The sequence below is a fragment of the Kitasatospora sp. NPDC096204 genome, from assembly GCF_044763205.1.
GTDB lineage: Bacteria > Actinomycetota > Actinomycetes > Streptomycetales > Streptomycetaceae > Kitasatospora.
Map to the genome: position 1 here is coordinate 38,940 of NZ_JBIWFT010000032.1, position 17,159 is coordinate 56,098.

Annotated in this window: 19 protein-coding genes and 1 other RNA gene; 11 read left to right on the top strand and 9 right to left on the bottom strand. The window is 74.8% G+C overall.

The genetic code is table 11. From position 1 onward, the window contains the following. Positions 1 to 8 precede the first annotated feature (8 nt). Entirely contained in the window at positions 9 to 1,346 is a 1,338-nt protein-coding gene (locus tag ACIQ87_RS29175) for an MFS transporter (protein ID WP_402412166.1), read from the top strand. A 19-nt stretch (positions 1,347 to 1,365) separates the two neighbouring features. Here ACIQ87_RS29175 and ACIQ87_RS29180 read toward each other — a convergent pair whose 3' ends face one another. After that, positions 1,366 to 1,593 carry a hypothetical protein gene (locus ACIQ87_RS29180; protein WP_392869546.1) on the bottom strand — a complete coding sequence of 76 codons (228 nt, stop codon included), beginning with the start codon at positions 1,591 to 1,593 and terminating at the stop codon, positions 1,366 to 1,368. Positions 1,594 to 1,740: 147 nt separating this feature from the next. On the opposite strand from ACIQ87_RS29180, the gene map reads away from it, so the two are divergent. Further along, positions 1,741 to 2,586: a type I methionyl aminopeptidase gene (map, locus tag ACIQ87_RS29185; RefSeq protein WP_402412168.1), complete on the top strand. Its 846-nt coding sequence runs from the start codon at positions 1,741 to 1,743 to the stop codon at positions 2,584 to 2,586. A gap of 214 nt (positions 2,587 to 2,800) precedes the next feature. Here the strand turns inward: map and ACIQ87_RS29190 are convergent, their stop codons facing one another. After that, the gene (locus ACIQ87_RS29190; RefSeq protein ID WP_402412171.1) at positions 2,801 to 3,496 is read right to left on the bottom strand and encodes a bifunctional DNA primase/polymerase; all 696 of its coding nucleotides are present in this window, start codon (positions 3,494 to 3,496) and stop codon (positions 2,801 to 2,803) included. A 430-nt stretch (positions 3,497 to 3,926) separates the two neighbouring features. On the opposite strand from ACIQ87_RS29190, the gene ACIQ87_RS29195 reads away from it, so the two are divergent. Beyond that, positions 3,927 to 4,145, top strand: coding sequence for a hypothetical protein (locus ACIQ87_RS29195; RefSeq protein ID WP_402412174.1), 219 nt, complete (start codon positions 3,927 to 3,929; stop codon positions 4,143 to 4,145). Between the two features lie 42 nt (positions 4,146 to 4,187). Next, positions 4,188 to 4,385, top strand: a complete 198-nt coding sequence (locus tag ACIQ87_RS29200; RefSeq protein WP_402412177.1) for a hypothetical protein — start codon at positions 4,188 to 4,190, stop codon at positions 4,383 to 4,385. 57 nt (positions 4,386 to 4,442) lie between these two features. On the opposite strand, the gene ACIQ87_RS29205 is transcribed toward ACIQ87_RS29200, so the two are convergent. Then, positions 4,443 to 5,105, bottom strand: coding sequence for a PadR family transcriptional regulator (locus ACIQ87_RS29205; RefSeq protein ID WP_402412180.1), 663 nt, complete (start codon positions 5,103 to 5,105; stop codon positions 4,443 to 4,445). A 175-nt stretch (positions 5,106 to 5,280) separates the two neighbouring features. Between ACIQ87_RS29205 and ACIQ87_RS29210 the strand changes: the two genes are divergently transcribed. Together ACIQ87_RS29210 and ACIQ87_RS29215 are read left to right on the top strand one after the other, a co-directional pair. Then, on the top strand, positions 5,281 to 5,679 hold the full coding sequence (locus ACIQ87_RS29210) for an ACT domain-containing protein (RefSeq protein ID WP_402412182.1): 399 nt from the start codon (positions 5,281 to 5,283) through the stop codon (positions 5,677 to 5,679). A 98-nt stretch (positions 5,680 to 5,777) separates the two neighbouring features. Further along, on the top strand, positions 5,778 to 6,035 hold the full coding sequence (locus tag ACIQ87_RS29215; RefSeq protein ID WP_402412183.1) for a Prokaryotic metallothionein: 258 nt from the start codon (positions 5,778 to 5,780) through the stop codon (positions 6,033 to 6,035). Between the two features lie 59 nt (positions 6,036 to 6,094). On the opposite strand, the gene ACIQ87_RS29220 is transcribed toward ACIQ87_RS29215, so the two are convergent. The 3 genes from ACIQ87_RS29220 to ACIQ87_RS29230 form a co-directional block, all read right to left on the bottom strand. After that, on the bottom strand, positions 6,095 to 6,316 hold the full coding sequence (locus ACIQ87_RS29220; protein ID WP_402412186.1) for a hypothetical protein: 222 nt from the start codon (positions 6,314 to 6,316) through the stop codon (positions 6,095 to 6,097). Between the two features lie 212 nt (positions 6,317 to 6,528). After that, an RNA gene (gene rnpB / locus ACIQ87_RS29225) (RNase P RNA component class A) lies at positions 6,529 to 6,926 on the bottom strand. Between the two features lie 13 nt (positions 6,927 to 6,939). Then, entirely contained in the window at positions 6,940 to 8,409 is a 1,470-nt protein-coding gene (locus ACIQ87_RS29230; protein WP_402412369.1) for an MFS transporter, read from the bottom strand. Positions 8,410 to 8,630: 221 nt separating this feature from the next. Between ACIQ87_RS29230 and ACIQ87_RS29235 the strand changes: the two genes are divergently transcribed. Both ACIQ87_RS29235 and yaaA read left to right on the top strand, forming a co-directional pair. Further along, the gene (locus ACIQ87_RS29235; protein WP_402412189.1) at positions 8,631 to 9,083 is read left to right on the top strand and encodes a DUF3995 domain-containing protein; all 453 of its coding nucleotides are present in this window, start codon (positions 8,631 to 8,633) and stop codon (positions 9,081 to 9,083) included. 42 nt (positions 9,084 to 9,125) lie between these two features. Continuing rightward, the gene (gene yaaA, locus ACIQ87_RS29240) at positions 9,126 to 9,911 is read left to right on the top strand and encodes a peroxide stress protein YaaA (protein WP_402412192.1); all 786 of its coding nucleotides are present in this window, start codon (positions 9,126 to 9,128) and stop codon (positions 9,909 to 9,911) included. A gap of 20 nt (positions 9,912 to 9,931) precedes the next feature. Here the strand turns inward: yaaA and ACIQ87_RS29245 are convergent, their stop codons facing one another. From ACIQ87_RS29245 to ACIQ87_RS29255, 3 genes are read right to left on the bottom strand one after another with little or no spacing between them, the layout of a single operon-like run. Beyond that, on the bottom strand, positions 9,932 to 11,068 hold the full coding sequence (locus ACIQ87_RS29245) for a bifunctional RNase H/acid phosphatase (RefSeq protein ID WP_402412195.1): 1,137 nt from the start codon (positions 11,066 to 11,068) through the stop codon (positions 9,932 to 9,934). Between the two features lie 4 nt (positions 11,069 to 11,072). Continuing rightward, on the bottom strand, positions 11,073 to 11,816 hold the full coding sequence (locus ACIQ87_RS29250; protein ID WP_402412198.1) for a zinc ribbon domain-containing protein: 744 nt from the start codon (positions 11,814 to 11,816) through the stop codon (positions 11,073 to 11,075). 23 nt (positions 11,817 to 11,839) lie between these two features. After that, the gene (locus ACIQ87_RS29255) at positions 11,840 to 12,676 is read right to left on the bottom strand and encodes a Nif3-like dinuclear metal center hexameric protein (RefSeq protein ID WP_402412202.1); all 837 of its coding nucleotides are present in this window, start codon (positions 12,674 to 12,676) and stop codon (positions 11,840 to 11,842) included. A 547-nt stretch (positions 12,677 to 13,223) separates the two neighbouring features. Between ACIQ87_RS29255 and ACIQ87_RS29260 the strand changes: the two genes are divergently transcribed. From ACIQ87_RS29260 to ACIQ87_RS29270, 3 genes are all read left to right on the top strand, one after another. Then, the gene (locus ACIQ87_RS29260) at positions 13,224 to 14,609 is read left to right on the top strand and encodes a hypothetical protein (protein ID WP_402412204.1); all 1,386 of its coding nucleotides are present in this window, start codon (positions 13,224 to 13,226) and stop codon (positions 14,607 to 14,609) included. Continuing rightward, entirely contained in the window at positions 14,606 to 16,597 is a 1,992-nt protein-coding gene (locus ACIQ87_RS29265) for an alpha/beta hydrolase family protein (RefSeq protein ID WP_402412207.1), read from the top strand. The genes ACIQ87_RS29260 and ACIQ87_RS29265 overlap by 4 nt, the downstream gene beginning before the upstream one ends. 356 nt (positions 16,598 to 16,953) lie before the next feature. Next, positions 16,954 to 17,127, top strand: coding sequence for a hypothetical protein (locus tag ACIQ87_RS29270; protein ID WP_402412210.1), 174 nt, complete (start codon positions 16,954 to 16,956; stop codon positions 17,125 to 17,127). Positions 17,128 to 17,159 lie beyond the last annotated feature (32 nt).

The window sequence follows — 17,159 nt, forward strand, 5'->3', positions numbered from 1 at the left end:
GATGGTTCGTGAACGTCGACGAACCCCCGCATCCCCCCGTGCCCGGACGCGCCCGGAAGCTGGTGCGCTCGCTGACGCCCGATCTGTCCCCCTGGCGCAGCTCCCGCGACTTCCGCTACCTGTGGACGTCCGGCTGCGTCACCAGCTTCGGCAGTTTCCTGACCTTCATCGCCGTACCGATGCAGATCAAGGAACTCACCGGCTCCTCCTTCGCGGTCGGTCTGATCGGCGCCGTCGAACTCGTCCCGCTGATCGTCTTCGGGCTGTGGGGCGGCGCCCTCGCCGACGCCCTGGACCGCCGGAAGCTGGTGCTGCGCGCCGAGGCCGCGCTCGGCCTGCTGGCCGGGCTGCTGCTGCTCAACGCCCTGCTGCCGCACCCGCTGCTCTGGCCGGTCTACGTGGTCGCCGCACTGGCCGCGGCCGCCGACGGCCTCCAGCGCCCGGCGCTGGACTCGCTCACCCCGAGGGTCGTCCCGCACCAGCACCTGGCGGCCGCGTTCGCCCTCAAGTCGCTCTACCACAACGTCGCTTCGATCGCCGGGCCCGCGCTGGCCGGTGTGGTGGTGGCCTTCGCCGGGGTGCAGACCGCGTACGCGCTGGACATCCTCACCTTCGCCGTCTCACTGCTGCTGCTCGTCCGGATCAGGGCGGTGCCGCCGCCCACCGGCGCCGAACGGCCTTCCGTCCAGGCGGTGTTGAACGGCGTCCGCTACGCCTGGAGCCGCAAGGACCTGCTCGGCACCTACGCGATCGACACCTGCGCCATGCTGTTCGCCTTCCCGGTGGCCGTCTTCCCGTTCCTGGCCTCGGACTTGGGGGCGGACTGGGCGCTCGGGCCGATGTACGCGGCCTCCGCCCTCGGCGCCCTGCTGGTCGGCGCGACCAGCGGCTGGACCTCCCGCGTCCACCGGCACGGGCGGCTGCTGGTGGCCGCCGCCGTCGGCTGGGGCGGGGCGATGGCGTTCGCCGGCCTGTCCGAGCACATCTGGCTGGTGCTGCTCGGCCTGGCGCTGGCCGGCGGCGCCGACGAGATCAGCGGGCTCGCCCGCTCGACCATGTGGAACCAGTCCATCCCGGACGAGCTGCGCGGCCGGATGGCCGGCGTCGAACTGCTCAGCTACTCCGTCGGCCCGCAGCTCGGCCAGGTCAGGGCCGGCACCATGGCCGGACTGATCGGCGTGCGCGCCGCCGTCTGGACCGGCGGCGTCGCCTGCGTCGTCGCCGTGGTCGCGGTCGCCGCCGCCCTCCCGAAGCTGCTCGCCTACGACGACCGCACCGACCCCCACGCCGCCGCCGTCCGCGCCGCCCACGAACACGCCGAACCCGAGGCCGCCCCGACGACATGACCGGCGCCCCGCCTCGGGGTCACTCGGCGTCGTCCTTCGGCTGGTCGCTCCAGCGCGGGTCGTTCTGCCACTCGCGGTTGCGCTCGTCGGCGATGCGCAGGGCCTGGGCGGCCTCCTCGGGGCTGGCGTAGGGGCCGAGGCGGTCCTTCGCCGGGCACTCCGGGCCCTCTTCGACCTTGTCGTGCTTGATGCAGTAGAACCACTCGCCGGGCTTGCCGGTCGGCTTGCGGTTGAATCCGAGGGGCATCGCGCTCTCCTGTTCAGAAGGACGGAAGGACTGGGTCGGTACCGATCATTCCCCGCCCCGGGCCGGGACGCACACCGCCCTGGCCCGGCCAGGGACCGGTCGGGGATCGCCCAGGGTCCGGCTCGGCCCGGCGACTAGACTCGCGGCATGGCTCTCGTACCCGGCATCCAGTCCCCCACCCGCAAGGTCCCGGCGCACATCGCGCGCCCCGAGTACGTCGGCAAGCCCGCGCCGACGCCGTACACCGGGCCCGAGGTGCAGACCGCCGAGACGATCGAGAAGATGCGGATCGCGGGCGGGATCGCCGCCCGGGCGATGGAGGAGGCGGCCAAGCTGATCGCCCCCGGTGTCACCACCGACGCACTGGACGCCGTCGCCCACGCGTACATGTGCGACCACGGCGCCTACCCGTCCGACCTCGGCTACCGGGGCTTCCCCAAGTCCGTCTGCACCTCGATCAACGAGGTGATCTGCCACGGCATCCCGGACTCGACCGTGCTCCAGGACGGCGACATCGTCAACATCGACGCCACCGCGTACATCCACGGGGTGCACGGCGACCTCAACGCCACCTACCTGGTCGGCGACGTGGACGAGGATTCCCGACTGCTGGTCGAGCGCACCCGGGAGTCCCTCGACCGGGCGATCAAGGCGGTCAAGCCGGGCCGTCAGATCAACGTCATCGGGCGGGTCATCGAGTCCTACGCCAAGCGCTTCGACTACGGCGTGGTGCGGGACTTCACCGGGCACGGCATCAACACGTCGTTCCACTCCGGCCTGATCATCCCGCACTACGACAGCGAGCGGGCCACCGAGGTGATCAAGCCGGGCATGACCTTCACCATCGAGCCGATGCTGACCCTGGGCACCTACGACTACGAGATCTGGGAGGACGGCTGGACCGTCGTCACCAAGGACCGCAAGCGCACCGCCCAGTTCGAGCACACCCTGGTGGTCACGGCGGACGGCGCGGAGATCCTCACCCTGCCGTGACCCGCGCGGCCGTGACCCGCGCCGCCCCGCGAGCCGCGCCGTCCGGTGGGCGCTAGCCCCGGACTTCGCACATGGGCTTGAAGATCGATAGCCGACTGGCGATGGCATCGGAATCTCACGATGCGGACGTCGGGGCGAGGTCCGATTCTACGTCGAACCCTGCCAATTCAGGCTTTCGATCTTCACTCTCTCGAGTGACGTGCGAAGTCCGGGGCTAGCCGATCAGCCACTGCTCCTCGGCGACGGCGCCCACCTCGGTGCAGGCGTCGGTGAGCACGTCCAGGACGCGCAGCGGGTCCGGCAGCGGCTGTTCGGGCCCGCGCAGCCACCGCACGTGGGAGCCGTCGGGCAGCGCGGCCGGCGGCAGCAGGGTGTACGAGCCGCGGCAGTGCCAGCGCAGGCCGGGGTGCTCGGACATGGTGTCCGGGGTGGAGTCGAGTGCGCTCGGCCACCACTCGTCCTCGTCCTGCGGGGTGCCGCGGGTGGCGGTGAAGAACAGGTAGCGGTCCTCGCCGACGGCGGCGACCGGGCCCTCGACGCCCAGCGCCGTCAGTCGTTCCAGCGCCAGCCGGCCGGCCTCCGCCGGAACGTCCAGCACGTCGTGCACCCGGCCGGTGGCGGTGATGAAGTTGGCCTGCGGGTCGCGGGCGAGCCAGCGGGAGAGCTGCTCGGGGTCGGTCGTGGCCTGGGTCTGCCAGGCGAAGGAGACCGGGTGCTGGGCGGGGGCCGGGCAGGCCACCCGATCACAGGAGCACCGGTAGCCGGCCGGGTGGGTGGCCGGCGCGAGCGGGAATCCGGCGCGCACCGCGCCGAGCAGCTGATCGAGTCCGGCGGCCGGGTCGTCCGCGCCCCCCGCCCGCTGACGATCACGCTTCTGCCACCAGGTCGTCCACCTGCTGCCGGCTTCCATCGGGCCCCTTCCGCGCAACTGCCGTGTCTGGTGCGACACGGCGTTCGACGTACCACTCGACGCAACGCACGGCGCCCCCGGCTGCTTCCCGGGGTGCTCGGCCCTGACGTCCGCGCCCTGCCGGCCGCGGCCCGGGGTCACCGGACGGCCGACGCCCGGGTCACGGTACGCAGTCGCGGCAGCACGCTGTCCGCGCCAAGTCGGCCGGAGGGCGCGCGGATTCGCGCCTCGCCCGGCCCGTACGGGGCCCGCTGACCCGGGTGGACCCCGAGGGCGTAACAGGAAGGATAAGGGTGCGGAGGGCTTCCGGATGACCGGGGGCGGTGCCTCTCCGGTCACACTCTCGGCGCGGTCCCGGTCGCTCCTGGACCGCTCCGGGGCGCCTCCCCGGCCGGTCCCGGCTCCTCGGCGGAGGTGAGACCCTGGAGGGATGAAGAGCGCGGACACCGAATTCGTCGGCGGCCCCCTGGACGGAACGATCCTCCCGATCCCGCTGGGGCCGATACTCGGCGTGCCGAAGAAGTACAAGGTCCCGGTCCCCGCGCACGGCGAGACCCCCGCGCGCACACTGGTGTACGTCCGGAGCAAGCAGGTTCGGGGCCTGAGCTGGTTCTGGCGCTACGAGTACGACGAGGCGGCCTCCGGCTGACGGCCGCCTCCTTCCTCCGCACGCTCCCCCCGGGAGGTCGGCATGGCGAGGACGGTACGGGACCCGAGGAGCCGCTCACGGGCGGTCGAGCACCACAACCGGCAGGTGGCCGGCGTCACCGGGGTGCTGCTCCTGGCGGTGTGCGTCCACAGCGTGGTCATCGGGCCGAACGCCTGGCTCTGGTTCGGCTGGGCGGTGCTGCTGCTGGTGTGCGTGGCACTGTTCGTGGTCCGGCCGTGAGGCCCTCCCCCGGACCGCCCGCGCAGCGGCACCGCCCGCCCCGTCCGCCCGGACCGGTCAGTCATCCTCGGCGAGGATGAGGTACAGCTTCTTGCGGGCCTCGGTCAGCACCGTCAGTCCCTTGGCGCGCTGCGCCTCGGTGCCGGTGGCCATGACCTGGCGGATCGCCTGGTCGACGGCGGCGAGTGCCTGGCCGACCTCCTGGACGGCCTCCCAGTCGACCTCCCGGCCGGCTTCCGCCCACGGCTCGGCGGGTCCGGCGTCGGCCTCGGCCCGGCCCGCCTCGGTGAGCGAGACCAGCCGCTTGCCGCCGACCTCCTCCGCGGTGATCAGGCCCTCCTCCTCCAGCAGCTGGAGGTTGGGGTAGATCGACCCCGGACTGGGCCGCCAGGCCCCGCCGGTCCGCTCGGTGATCTCGGCGATCATCTCGTAGCCGTGCATCGGCCGCTCCCTGAGCAGCGCCAGCAGCGAGGCCCGGACGTCACCGCGCCGGGCCCGCCCGCCGCGCCGCCCGTGCGGACCACCGCGCCGGCCGCCGTGCCCCCCGAAGCCGTGCCCGTACGGGCCGCCCATCGGCCGGCCGGGGCCGCCGCCGAACGGCGGACCGAACCCGCCGAACGCCTCCCGGCCCTCGGCGCCCTCCCCGGGCATCCCTCGGAACTCCGGGCCCGGGCCGCGGCGCCGACCGCCGCCGCGCGGGTCCTCCCAGCGGAATCGCATTCCCTGACGTTCTGAGCGCATCGCGCCCACCTCCTCGAATCCCAGAGGTTCAACGAGGCAGTCGAGTCACTGTCTCGATAGTTCGACGATATATCGGTGACTATCGCTCGTCAACGGATTCCGACACGCCCGCGGAGCACGGCGCGTCCCCCGCCCAGCCGCTACGGTGGCGGGCATGGCCGCAGAACGAGACCTCGCGACACTGCTGCGCGCGATGAGCCCGCAGCTCAACCCGGGGCGGTACGTCTACTGCACGCTCCCCGCGCGGGTGCCCGCCGGCATGCGGCCGGTGGTGACCGTCGCCGAGCCCGAGGGGGTGACGATGGTGGTCGCCCAGGAGGAGGCGGACGCGCTCGGGCTGCGCTACGAGTACGTGGCGGCCTGGATCACCCTGCGGATCCACTCGGCGCTGCAGGCCGTCGGACTCACCGCCGCCGTGTCCGGCCGGCTCGCCGAGGAGGGCATCAGCTGCAACGTGGTGGCCGGCTTCCACCACGACCACCTGTTCGTCGCCGCCGACGACGCCGACCGCGCCGTCCGCGCCCTGGAGGAGCTCTCCGCCCGTTCCGCCTGACGGCGACGCCGAGTGGCCGTCTCCCCGGGAGCCTCCAAGACTGGAAGCGACCGCGCGACCACCCCGGGCCGCGGCCCCACCGGAAGGAGACGGCCGCCATGGCAATCTGCGTCACCTGCGGCAACGACTACTGGCTGGCCTTCGAGATCAAAACGGTCACCGGCGACACCTACACCTTCGACAGCTTCGAGTGCGCGATGGAGAAGCTCGCGCCACGCTGCGAACAGTGCCAGGTCCGCATCGTCGGCCACGGCGTCGAGGTCGCCGGCATGTTCTTCTGCTGCGCCAACTGCGCCCGCGTCAGCGGCGGCCTCGGCGACCAGATCCGCGACGCCGTCGGCGCCCACCCCGCCTGAGACCGGGATGCCCGCCCCGGCCGGGGCGGGCATCGCCGTACGGGACCTCACCGCGTCCGTCAGTGCGGGGGGACCGTGCACTCCTGGTCGTACTTGTGCTGGAGGTCGGACAGCCGCTTCTCGTCGTACGACAGCTGTCGGCGGTCCGCGGCCAGTCCCGCCTCGGCCGCGGCGACCTTCTCCGGATCGGGATTCTGCTGGGCGTTCAGCCGGTCGAGCCCGGCCACGTCGTTCTCCACGGCCGTGTGGTCGCTCTCCACCGCGTGCTCGGCCGTGGTCATCCACACCCGCATACGACTGCACGGGTCGGGTGCCAGAGGGGCCATGGTCGCGCCCCCTTCCTCTCGGATTCGGGCGTTGCCCGCTGCCTCCATCGTGGCGCCGCCCCGCCGCGGCACGCATCCGGAACTCCCCGGGGAGCCGGGCAGGGCATGACGAAGGGCCCCGTGACCTGTCGTTTCCGCAGGTCGCGGGGCCCTCGTGAAGCCAGGGGCGGAAGAGTCGGCCTGTACGCCGGGTTCTGTCTCCCGGGTTGCTCACGCGGCCCGGGGAGGCGGCCATCCATCTAGGGCTGCCGTTGCCGACAGCCTCGTGCGGTCCACCCGCGGACTCGGGCGAGCAGCCTTCGAACGTCCGCGCACGGTGCCCGAGGGCACCGATCTTGACCTTGCTCCAGGTGGGGTTTACCTAGCCGGCCGGGTCACCCCGGTCGCTGGTGGTCTCTTACACCACCGTTTCACCCTTACCCACCACGAAAAGCGGTGGGCGGTCTGTTTTCTGTGGCACTGTCCCGCGGGTCACCCCGGGTGGGCGTTACCCACCACCCTGCTCTGTGGAGCCCGGACGTTCCTCGGCGGGTCTGGGACCCGTCGCGACCGCCCGGCCGGCTCTTCCGCCGTAGTGGTCATCGTAGCCGCTCGGGCGGTGCCTCCCGTACACCGGACCGGACGGGCGGAGCCTCGGAGCCGAGGCGGGCCGCCACCCGGGCGGCCGTCGCGCTCGCCCAGGCGGTGGTGGTGGCCACTCCGAGGGCGAGGACCGCGCCGCCGAGGCCGACCAGGATCCACCAGCCGGCGTGGCTGGCCGGGGCGAAGCCGGTCACCACCGGCCCGACCACGGCCGAGGTGACGACCGTGCCGATCACCGCCACGCCCAGCGACTGGCCGACCTGACGGCTGGTCGAGGCGACCGCGGCCGCCACCCCCGCCTGGGCGCGCGGCATGCCGGCGACGGCGGAGTTGGTGATCGGCGCGTTCACCATGCCGAAGCCGAAGCCGAACAGCCCGTACGCGACCAGCAGCAGGGCCGGCGGGGAGTCGGCGGCGAGCCGGGTGAGCAGCAGCCCGCTCGCGGCGATGCCGAGCCCGGCCGCGACCAGCGGCAGGCGCGGGCCCCGGGCGGCGACGATCCGTCCGGACAGCGGCGCGCAGACCAGCATCATCCCGGCCATCGGCAGCGTCCACAGGCCGGCCTCGACCGGGCTGTAGTGGCGGACGTCCTGGAGGTAGAGGGTGTTGAGGAAGAGGAAGCCGCCGAGCGCGGCGAAGGCGCAGACCGCGGTGACGGTGGCGCCGGTGAACGGCGCGCTGGCGAAGAAGCGCGGGTCCACCAGCGGCTCGGCCACCCGCCGTTCCCAGAGCGGGAAGGCGATCAGCGCGGCCCCGGCGGCGGTGGCCAGGGCGAGGATCAGCGGGGAGGTCCAGCCGTTGGCCGGGCCCTCGATGATCGCGGCGGTGCCACAGCCGAGCAGCACGATCATCAGCAGTTGCCCGACCGGGTCCGGCCGGCGCGACCGGGGCGCGCGGGACTCGGGGACGAAGCGGGCGGTCAGCGCGATGGCGGCGAGCGCCACCGGGACGTTGATCAGGAAGATCGACGGCCAGCCCGCGCCGTCCACCAGGAAGCCGCCGAGCAGCGGTCCGAGCGCCATCGAGATGCCGACCACGCCGCCCCAGACGCCGATCGCCCGGGCCCGTTCCCTCGGGTCGGTGAAGGTGTTGGTGATGATCGACATCGCCACCGGGTTGAGCATCGAGCCGCCCACCGCCTGCAGCGCGCGGAACGCCACCAGCCAGCCCAGGCTCGGCGCCAGGCTGCACAGCAGCGAGCCGAGCGCGAAGCAGACCAGGCCGGTCTGGAACACCCGGCGGCGGCCGAAGCGGTCGGCGACCGAGCCGAACAGCATCAGCAGCGAGGCCAGCACCAGGGTGTAGGCGTCGATGATCCACTGCAGCCCGGACGCCGGGGCGCCCAGGTCCCGCTGGATCACCGGGAGGGCGATGTTCACCACGGTGTTGTCGAGGCCGACGATGAACAGGCTCAGGCAGCAGATCGCCAGGACGAGCAGACGGCGGCGGGGCCCGAGGACGGGCACGGGCGCCGCGGCGCGGGGCTGGGGGGCGGGCACGGACCGATCCTCCCACCGCGGGACGTGCCCGGGCGGGTGGGCGGCGCGTCCGGGTGGCGGCGCCGGAGCGGCGGCGGGCGCGTCACGGGCGGGCGCGGGCTTCCCCGGCTCCGGCGGGCGGGGGCCCGGACCGGCGTAAGCGCTCGTACGGTGGGGGCAGCCGACGGTGTGCGAAGGGGGTTCGGACGATGAGTGGTGCGGTGCGGGCGGCCGGGGGCGCGGTGGCCGCGGTGCTGGGGGCGACCGGGGTGCTGCACGCGGTGTGGACGGTGACGCCGTGGCCGCTCGGGTCCGCGGCGGAGTTCGCGGACGCCGTGGTGGGCCGGGGCGACGGGGTGCCGCCGGTGTCCGCGTGCCTGGCGGTGGCGGGGGCGCTCGGGGCCGGGGCGTACCTGGTGGGGGCGGAGGCCGGGGTGCTGCCGGCGGTGGGGCCGCGGCGGCTGCGGCGGGCCGGGGTGCGGACGGTGGCGGGGGTGCTGCTGGCGCGCGGGCTGGCCGGTCCGGTGGTGTTCGGGCGGGTCAGTGAGCGCTCGGAGCGGTTCCGCCGGCTGAACGCGCGGTACTACTCGCCGCTCTGTGTCGCGCTGGGGGCCGGGGCCGCGCTGGTCGCGGGGGCGGGGTCGGGGCGGCGGCCGCAGTAGGGTTGCGGGGTTCGTCTGCCACAGATTGTTGAGGTGTCCGCTGTGCTGGTGCTCTTGCCGCCCTCGGAGGGCAAGTCCGGGTCCGGGAACGGCGCGCCGGTGGAGCTGGAGCGGCTGTCGCTGCCCGGGCTGACGGCGGCGCGCGGCGCGGTGCTGGACGCGCTGGTGGGCCTGTGCCGGGGCGACGAGGACACCGCCGCCGGGGTGCTCGGCCTCTCCCCCGGCCTGCGCGGCGAGATCGCCAAGAACGCCGGACTGCCGACGGCCGGCGCCCGCCCGGCGGGCGAGGTGTACACCGGGGTGCTGTTCGACAACCTCGACCTGGCCACCCTGGACGAGGCCGCGTACGACCGGGCCGAGCGTTCGCTGCTGGTCTTCTCCGGCCTCTGGGGCGCCGTGCGGATCTCCGACCGGATCCCGTCCTACCGCTGCTCGATGGGCGTGAAACTCCCCGAGCTGGGGGCTCTCGGCGCGTACTGGCGGAGCGCGATGGCCTCCGTGCTCCCGGACGTCGCGGACGGGCTGGTGCTGGACCTGCGCAGCTCCGCGTACGCGGCGGCCTGGAAGCCGGCCGGTGAGGTGGCCTCCCGCACGGCGACCGTCCGGGTGCTCCAGGAGCGCGACGGCAAGCGCACCGTGGTCAGCCACTTCAACAAGGCGACCAAGGGCCGGATCGTCCGGGACCTGCTGCTCGCCGGCGCCGAGCCGAAGACCCCCGACGCGCTGATGGACGCGCTGATGGACCTGGGCCACCACGTGGAGCTGGCGGCCCAGGGCACGGCGCGCAAGCCGTGGCAGCTGGACGTGGTGGTCACCGAGGTGCACTGACCCTCTCCCCGAGGGACGGGTCAGCGCAGGTGCGAGGTGTCGTTGAGCAGCCGCAGCGAGGCGTTGCCGTCCGCGTAGTACTGGACGGCGCAGATCGAGGCGGCGGACAGCTCCATCCGGTACATCGAGTCCGGCGGGGCGCCGAGCGCCAGCCGGACCAGCGTCTTGATCGGGCTGACGTGCGAGACCACCAGCACGGTCCTGCCCGCGTACCGGGCGAGGATCTTGTCCCGGGCGACGCCGGCCCGGTGGGTGAGCGTGGTGAAGCTCTCGCCGCTGCCGGTCGGCTTGGCCTTGGCGGAGCCGAGCCAGGCGGTCAGGTCGTCCGGGTACCGCTCCCGCACCTCGGCGAAGGTCAGGCCCTCCCAGTCGCCGAAGTCGACCTCGCGCAGCCCGTCCTCGTACCGGACCTCCAGGCCGAGCCGGGCGGCGACGGTCTCGGCGGTCTGCCGGGTGCGGCGCATCGGGGAGGCGACGACCGCCTGGACGCTGCCGCGCGCGGCCAGCGCCTCGGCGGCCCGCTCGGCCTGCCAGCGACCCTTGTCGGAGAGCTCGGGGTCGCTGCCGCCGCTGCCGGAGAAGCGCTTCTCCGGGGTGAGCGGGGTCTCGCCGTGACGCAGCAGGACGAAGGTGGTGGGGGTGCCGAGGTCGGCGGGGGCGGCCCAGCCGGCCTTGGGGGCGGGGGGCTCCGGCAGGGGTTCCTCGACGGCGGCGGCCGCCGGCTCGCGGGGCTCCCACTGGCGCCCGGCCTTGCCCGCGTCCATCGCCTCGTTGGCCAGCCGGTCGGCGTCCTTGTTCCGCTCGCGCGGGATCCAGGTGTACGTGACCCTGGCGCGCGGGAAGACGGTGCGCGCCTCGGCGGCGAGCGGCTGCATGTCGGGGTGCTTGATCTTCCAGCGCCCGGACATCTGCTCGACGACCAGCTTGGAGTCCATCCGGACGTCCACCGAGGCGTCCGGGTCCAGTTCCCGGGCCGCCTTGAGCCCGGCGATCAGGCCCTTGTACTCGGCCACGTTGTTGGTGGCGTGGCCGATGAACTCGGCGGCCTCGGCGATGATCTGCCCGGTGTCCCCGTCGCGGACCACCGCGCCGTAGCCGGCCGGCCCCGGGTTGCCCCGGGACCCGCCGTCGGCTTCGACGATGAAGCGCGCCGCCACCGGCTCAGACGCCCGAGTCGGAGGTGCGGACCAGGATCCGCGAGCAGTTCTCGCAACGGACGACCTTGTCGGCCGGCTCGGCCTTGATCGCGTTCAGCTCGGTGATCGAGAACTCGGTGCGGCAGCCCTCGCAGCGGCGCTGGTAGAGGCGGGCCGCACCGACGCCGCCCTGGGTCTCGCGCAGCTTGGTGTAGACCTTCAGCAGGTCGGCCGGGATGACGGCGGCGACGGTCTCGCGGTCGCGCTTGACCTTGTCGGCCTCCGCGTCGATCTCGGCGAAGGAGGCGTCGCGGCGGCCCTCGGCCTCCTTGAGCACGATGGTGGAGTGCTCCAGGCGGGCGGACAGCTCCTCGACCCGGGTGATGGCGCTCTCCTGGCGCTCCATGATCCCCAGCACGACGTCCTCCAGGTCGCCCTGGCGCTTGGCGAGCGAGCCGATCTCGTGCTGGAGGTTCTCCAGGTCCTTCGGCGAGGTGATCGCGCCGGAGTCCAGGCGCTGCTGGTTGCGGGCGGCACGGGAGCGGACCTGCTCGACGTCCTGCTCGGCCTTGGTCAGCTCGCGGGCGGTGTCGCCCTTCTGGGCCTCGGCGGCGACGACGAGGTCCTTGAGGGCGGTGTGGTCGGCGGTGGCCTTCTCGATCTCGGCGTGCTCGGGCAGGCTCCGGCGCCGGTGGGCCAGCTGGTCGAGCTTCGAGTCGATGGCCTGGAGGTCGAGCAGGCGGATCTGGTCGGCGGGCGCGGCGTTCAAGCGGAGAGCTCCTGTGAATCGGGTCAGGCGGTGAAGGACATGGGGGCGTGTGCGGTCCACGGGTCGGTGACCCGGTGGGAGACCTTGGTCTCCACGGCCCAGCCGCGCTTGTCGGCGGCGGCCAGCAGGGCCCGCTCGGCCAGGGTGAGCCAGGGCCACTCGGTGGCCCAGTGGGCGGCGTCGAGCAGCGCGACGGGCGCCGCCTCGGCGGCCTCGGAGGCCGGGTGGTGACGCAGGTCGGCGGTCAGGTAGGCGTCCACGCCGGCCGACCGGACGTCGGCGAAGAAGCTGTCGCCGGAGCCGCCGCACACCGCGACCCGGCCGATCAGCCGGTCGGGGTCGCCGGAGACGCGGACGCCCGCGGCGGTGGCGGGCAGGCCCTTCGCCACCTGCGCGGCGAAGGCGGCGAGGGTCAGCGGGGGCTCCAGCAGGCCGATCCGGCCGGTGCCGCGGCGGCCCAGCGGGTCCGTCGGGTCCGGCACCAGCGGGCCGGTGACCCGCAGGCCCACCGCCTCGGCGAGGGCGTCCGAGACGCCGGGGTCGGCGTGGTCGGCGTTGGTGTGGGCGACGTGCAGCGCGATGCCGCTGGTGATCAGCGTGTGCACCACCCGGCCCTTGAAGGTGGTGGCGGCGACGCTGGTGGTTCCGCGCAGGTAGAGGGGGTGGTGGGTGACCACGAGGTCGGCGCCCCACTCCACGGCCTCGTCGACGACCGCCTGGACGGGGTCGACGGCGAACAGCACGCGGTTGACCTCGGCCTGAGGGTCTCCGCAGACCAGGCCGACGGCGTCCCAGGACTCCGCCCACTGCGGGGGGTAGACCTCTTCGAGGGCGGTGATGACGTCGGACAGTTTCGGCACCTGTCGAGACTACCGTGCGCGCGGGGGCGGTCGGGCCTCGGCCGTTCGGCGGGCTGCCGGGGGAACCGTCGCCGCCGTTCGGACGCGGGAGCTGTGGGCGTACGGGTGCGCGTCAATCCGCGGCGGGAGGCGCCCGGCGGTCTCCACGCGCTCCGTACGTGGTCGCGCGCCGGGCGCCCATTACTCACAGCAGTGTTCTCGTACGAATTCGAAACCGCGCCCTGATCACCCTTACGAGTGAAGTGACCGGCTCTGCGTTGAGGCTTCGGTTGGCTCGAAAGTAACTTCACTCCTGCGAACGGGAGTTGCCCCGGCGGCAGCCACGGCCAGGAGCCGGGCGGATGCCACGCCGGGCCGGACGGGATCCGGGTGGGCGCTCCCGCACCGGGGCGGCACCGCCGCTCCTTCCGAGGGAACCGATCAGGCCGGGCCAGGCGCCCGGGTGCCGAGCGAGCAGTGGGCACCCGGGGGCGGCGGCCGTGACGAAGGGATGTGGTGGCGGATGGGGGCGGGCACATCGCTGCGTACGGCCGGGGAGAGGGGATCGGTGGACCGCGGACCGGGAGCGGTGGGTTCGTGGCCGGAGACGACGCGGGCGGCACTGGTCGGTGCCGGAGGCCGGGGAGGCGGCGGGGACTGGGACGTCACCGTCGGTGGCTTCTGGTGCACGGCCAGGCCGTCCGCGTCCCCGCGGCTGCCGGAGCGGGGCTGGAAGCTCCGGGTGAGCGCGGCCCCGGCGGCGGGCGAGGCGGTGCTCTCGGCGGTGGTCCGGGTGCTCGCCGGGGACCCGTGCCACTTCAGGTTCGCCGCCGCCCAGGAGCGTCTGAGCGAGCTCGACTCCCGGAACCGCGACCGCGGCTCGGCGGGCGGGTTCATCACCGTCTATCCGGCCGACGACGCGCAGTTCCGGCGGCTGGCGGCCGAGCTGGACCGGGCCACCGCCGGGCTGCCGGGCCCGGCGCTGCGCTCCGACCGGCCGTACCGGGCCGGGAGCCGGGTGCACTACCGGTACGGCGCGTTCACCCAGCCTGCGGAGCCGGGCGACGACGGGGAGGACCGCTCGGTGCCGCGCGGGCCGGGCGGGGAGCGGGCCGGCACCGGCGCCCGCGAGGCGCTGCGGCACGAGGCCGCGCTGCTCGACCGGCTGGCGGGGTGGGGGCCGGCAGCGCGCCCCCTCGAACTGACCGACCGGGAGGACTCCGTCTTCCCGGTGCAGGAACGAATCACCGGACAGCCCCTGGGCGGCTGGGTGGCCGCCCGGCTGCGGCGCGACGGCGGCCCCGGCGTCGACTGGGCCGAGGCCGGGCCGCTCGCGCACGGCCTGCTCGACCTGGTCGAGCGGGTGCACACCCAGGGGCTGGTGCTGTGCGACCTCTCCCCCGGCAACGTCACGGTCCGCCCGGACGGCACACTGCGGCTGGTCGACCTCGAACGCGCCACCGAGGCCGGAGAGCTCGCGGGCGCGGCCGGCACCCCCGGCTACCGGGCCCCCGAACACGGGCCCGGCCGGCTCACGCTCGCCGCCCGCGGCCGCGTCGCCGACCCGGCCGTCGACCTGTACGCCCTCGGCGGCCTGCTCTTCCTGCTGGCCACCGGCCACGACCCGCTGCTTCCTGAGGACCTCCCGCGGGCCCGCCCGGTCAGCGAGCGCCTCGGCCGCTGGCTCGCCCTCGCGGCCAGGACCGGCGGGACGGCGCGGCGGCTGGCGCCGGCGGTCCTCGGGCTGCGGGCCGAGGATCCGGAGCAGCGGTGGCCGGTGGCCCGGGTACGGGCGGCGCTGAACGAGGACGACCCGGCGGGCCCGGCGGCCTTCCTGCGGCGACCGCGCCACGGCGGGCCCAGGCCCTGGCCGGACCCGGCACCACCGACCGCACGCCGGCAGCCGTCCGACCGAACGGACCCCTCCGGCACCACCGGGGTGAGCGGAGCATGAACGTGGCCACCCGGACCGCGACCCAGGCCCTGCGCCGGCTGAGTTTCGCCTTCGCCGCCGACGGCAGCCACGCCGCCTGCCTCGCCTCCGCCGCCGACAGCGGCTGGTACGTGGAGAGTTGGCGGCTGCCGGCGGACGGCGGGCCGGCCGCGCCGGCCCCGCTGCCGCTGCCCGGCAACCGCTCGGAGAGCCCGCGTTCGCAGCTGGTCGCCCTGTCGGACGGCTCGGTGCTGACCTGTCGGCACGACGGCGACCGGCACGACCTGGTCCGCCTCTCGCCCGGCGAAACCGGCACCCTGGAGCAGCAGTTGGGCTCACTGCGGATGGCCGGACTGCGACTGCTGCCGCTCCCTGCGCAGGACGGAGCGGGCCCACGGACGCCGGTGGCGGTCGCGCTCGGCAGCGACACCCGCCCGGCGACCACCGCCTGGCTGGTGCGCACGGACGGCAGCGAACCCGAACAGGTCGCCGAGATCCCCGGGTTGCACGGCGGCGGCACCTGGCTGGACCGTACGGGCGCACTGCTCGCGCTGGACCGGGTGAACGCCGGCCTGGTCCGCAGCGTGGTGCTCGACCTGCGCGACGGCCGCACCAGCCCGCTGCTGGAGATCGGCCCGCAGAGCAACGACCGCCTGGTGCTGTTCGACCCGGACAGTCGGTTCGCGATGGTGCGCAGCGACGCGCCCGGCACCGACCGGCTCGGCTGGGGCGTCCTCGGCGCCGGGCAGCCGCTGCGGTTCCCCGAGTGCCTGCACGTCGCGGGCATGGTCCTGCGGCCGGTGGCGCTGCGGGTGACGGCGGACGGCCCGCGGGTCGCGGTGCAGATCGACCACGGCGCGGGGTCGGCGCTCGCGCTGTGGCGGCCCTCGACCGGGCGGCTCGACCCGCTGCCGGTGCCGCCCGGGCGGCTCGGCGCGGTCGGCCACTGGGACGCGGCGGGGCTGCGGCTGCCGTACTCCTCGCCGGACCATCCGACCGCGCTGGCCACCCTCGACGTGGACGCGCTGCTGGCGCACGGCCCGCTCCCGGCCGCCTCCGGACCGACGCCGCTGCCGCTGCGACTCGCGCCGCTGGCCTCGGGATTGCCCGGCCCGTGGCGGGACACCGTCCTGCCCTGGCAGCCCGGCGGGGTGCGCCCGGTGCGGACCGAGCCGCCGGGCTGGCGGCTCGACGGCAGCACCCCGCCCGGCGACGGCGGCCGCTGGCAGCCCGCGCAGAGCCTCGAACTGGCGGGCGCGGCAGGCCCGTTGGAGGCCGTGGTGTACGGCGGGGACGCCTGGCTGAGCAGCCCGCACCTGGTGCTGGCGCTGCACGGCGGCCCGGCGGACGCCTGGCGGCTGGAGTTCGACCCGGCGCTGCAGCGGATGGCCGCCGAGGGCCTGGCGGTCGTCGCCCCCAACCAGCGCGGCTCCACCGGTTACGGCGTGGCGCACGCGCTGGCCATCCGGGGCGCCTGGGGCGGCCCGGACCTGGACGACGTCCTCCACCTGCTGGACGGCATCGCGGGCCAGCGCGCCGCCCTCGGCCTGGAACCGCCGGCCCTCTTCGGGGTCAGCTACGGCGCCTTCCTGGCGCTGCTGGCGGCGGCACACGCGCCGGCCGAGCAGGTCGCCCGCTGCGCGGTGGTCGCGCCGTTCCTGTCCGGCGCCCGGCTGCTGGCCGAATCGGCGCCCCCCGTACGGGCGTTGACCACCCGGCTGGGCGGCGGCGAGCCGATCGCGGACCCCCGCGGACCGCGCGACGTGCTGCAGCTGGCGCACCGGCTGAGCGCGCCGCTGCTGGTGGTGCACGGCAACCGGGACGAGGTCGTGCCGGTGAGCCAGTCCCGCTCGCTGCGGCACGAACTGCTGCGGATCGGCCGGGTCGAGGGCGAGGACTTCCGGTACGTCGAGGCGGCCGGTTCCGGGCACGAGGTGCTCGCGGACGAGGGCGCCGCCGTCCTGCACGAGCTGCTGGCCACGTTCCTGCGGACCGGCCGCCCGGGCTGACCGGGCCGACCGGGCTCCAGCCGTCCGGTGCCGGAGGTGCCACGCTGGGCGATCCGGGTGAACCCGCCGCAGGTGAGCGCCGGTTGTCGGCCCGGCCCGCCCCCCCGCCGCGGCCTCCCCGACCCACCCCGAACCGGGCGGCCGCCGGCCCGGTTCCGGGCCCCTGACCAGCCCGGGACTCGCGTCACGATCTCGATAGGATCTCGTCCGTCCCGGCCGTTATGGTGGCCGGGGCACGGGCCGCGATCACCGGCTGCGGGCGCGTACCGAGCGCCCGATCGGGGACCCGACCGTGTGCCACCGGCCCCGGCCGGGCGCCGATGACCCGCACCCTCCGCACGGAAAAGACGATTCTCATGTCCGACACCCTCACCGACACCACCGGACCCGCGGTTACCGGGACCGACGCCGACGAGAAGACGGCCAAGGACACCGCGTCGCACGGCCGCCACCGCGGTGGCTCCGCTGCCGACGACAGCCCGGTGACCGACCCGCACGGCCGCCACCGCGCGGCCGGGGCGCGGGGCTGACCGAAGCGGCAGCGGGCCCGCCGGGAGCGCAC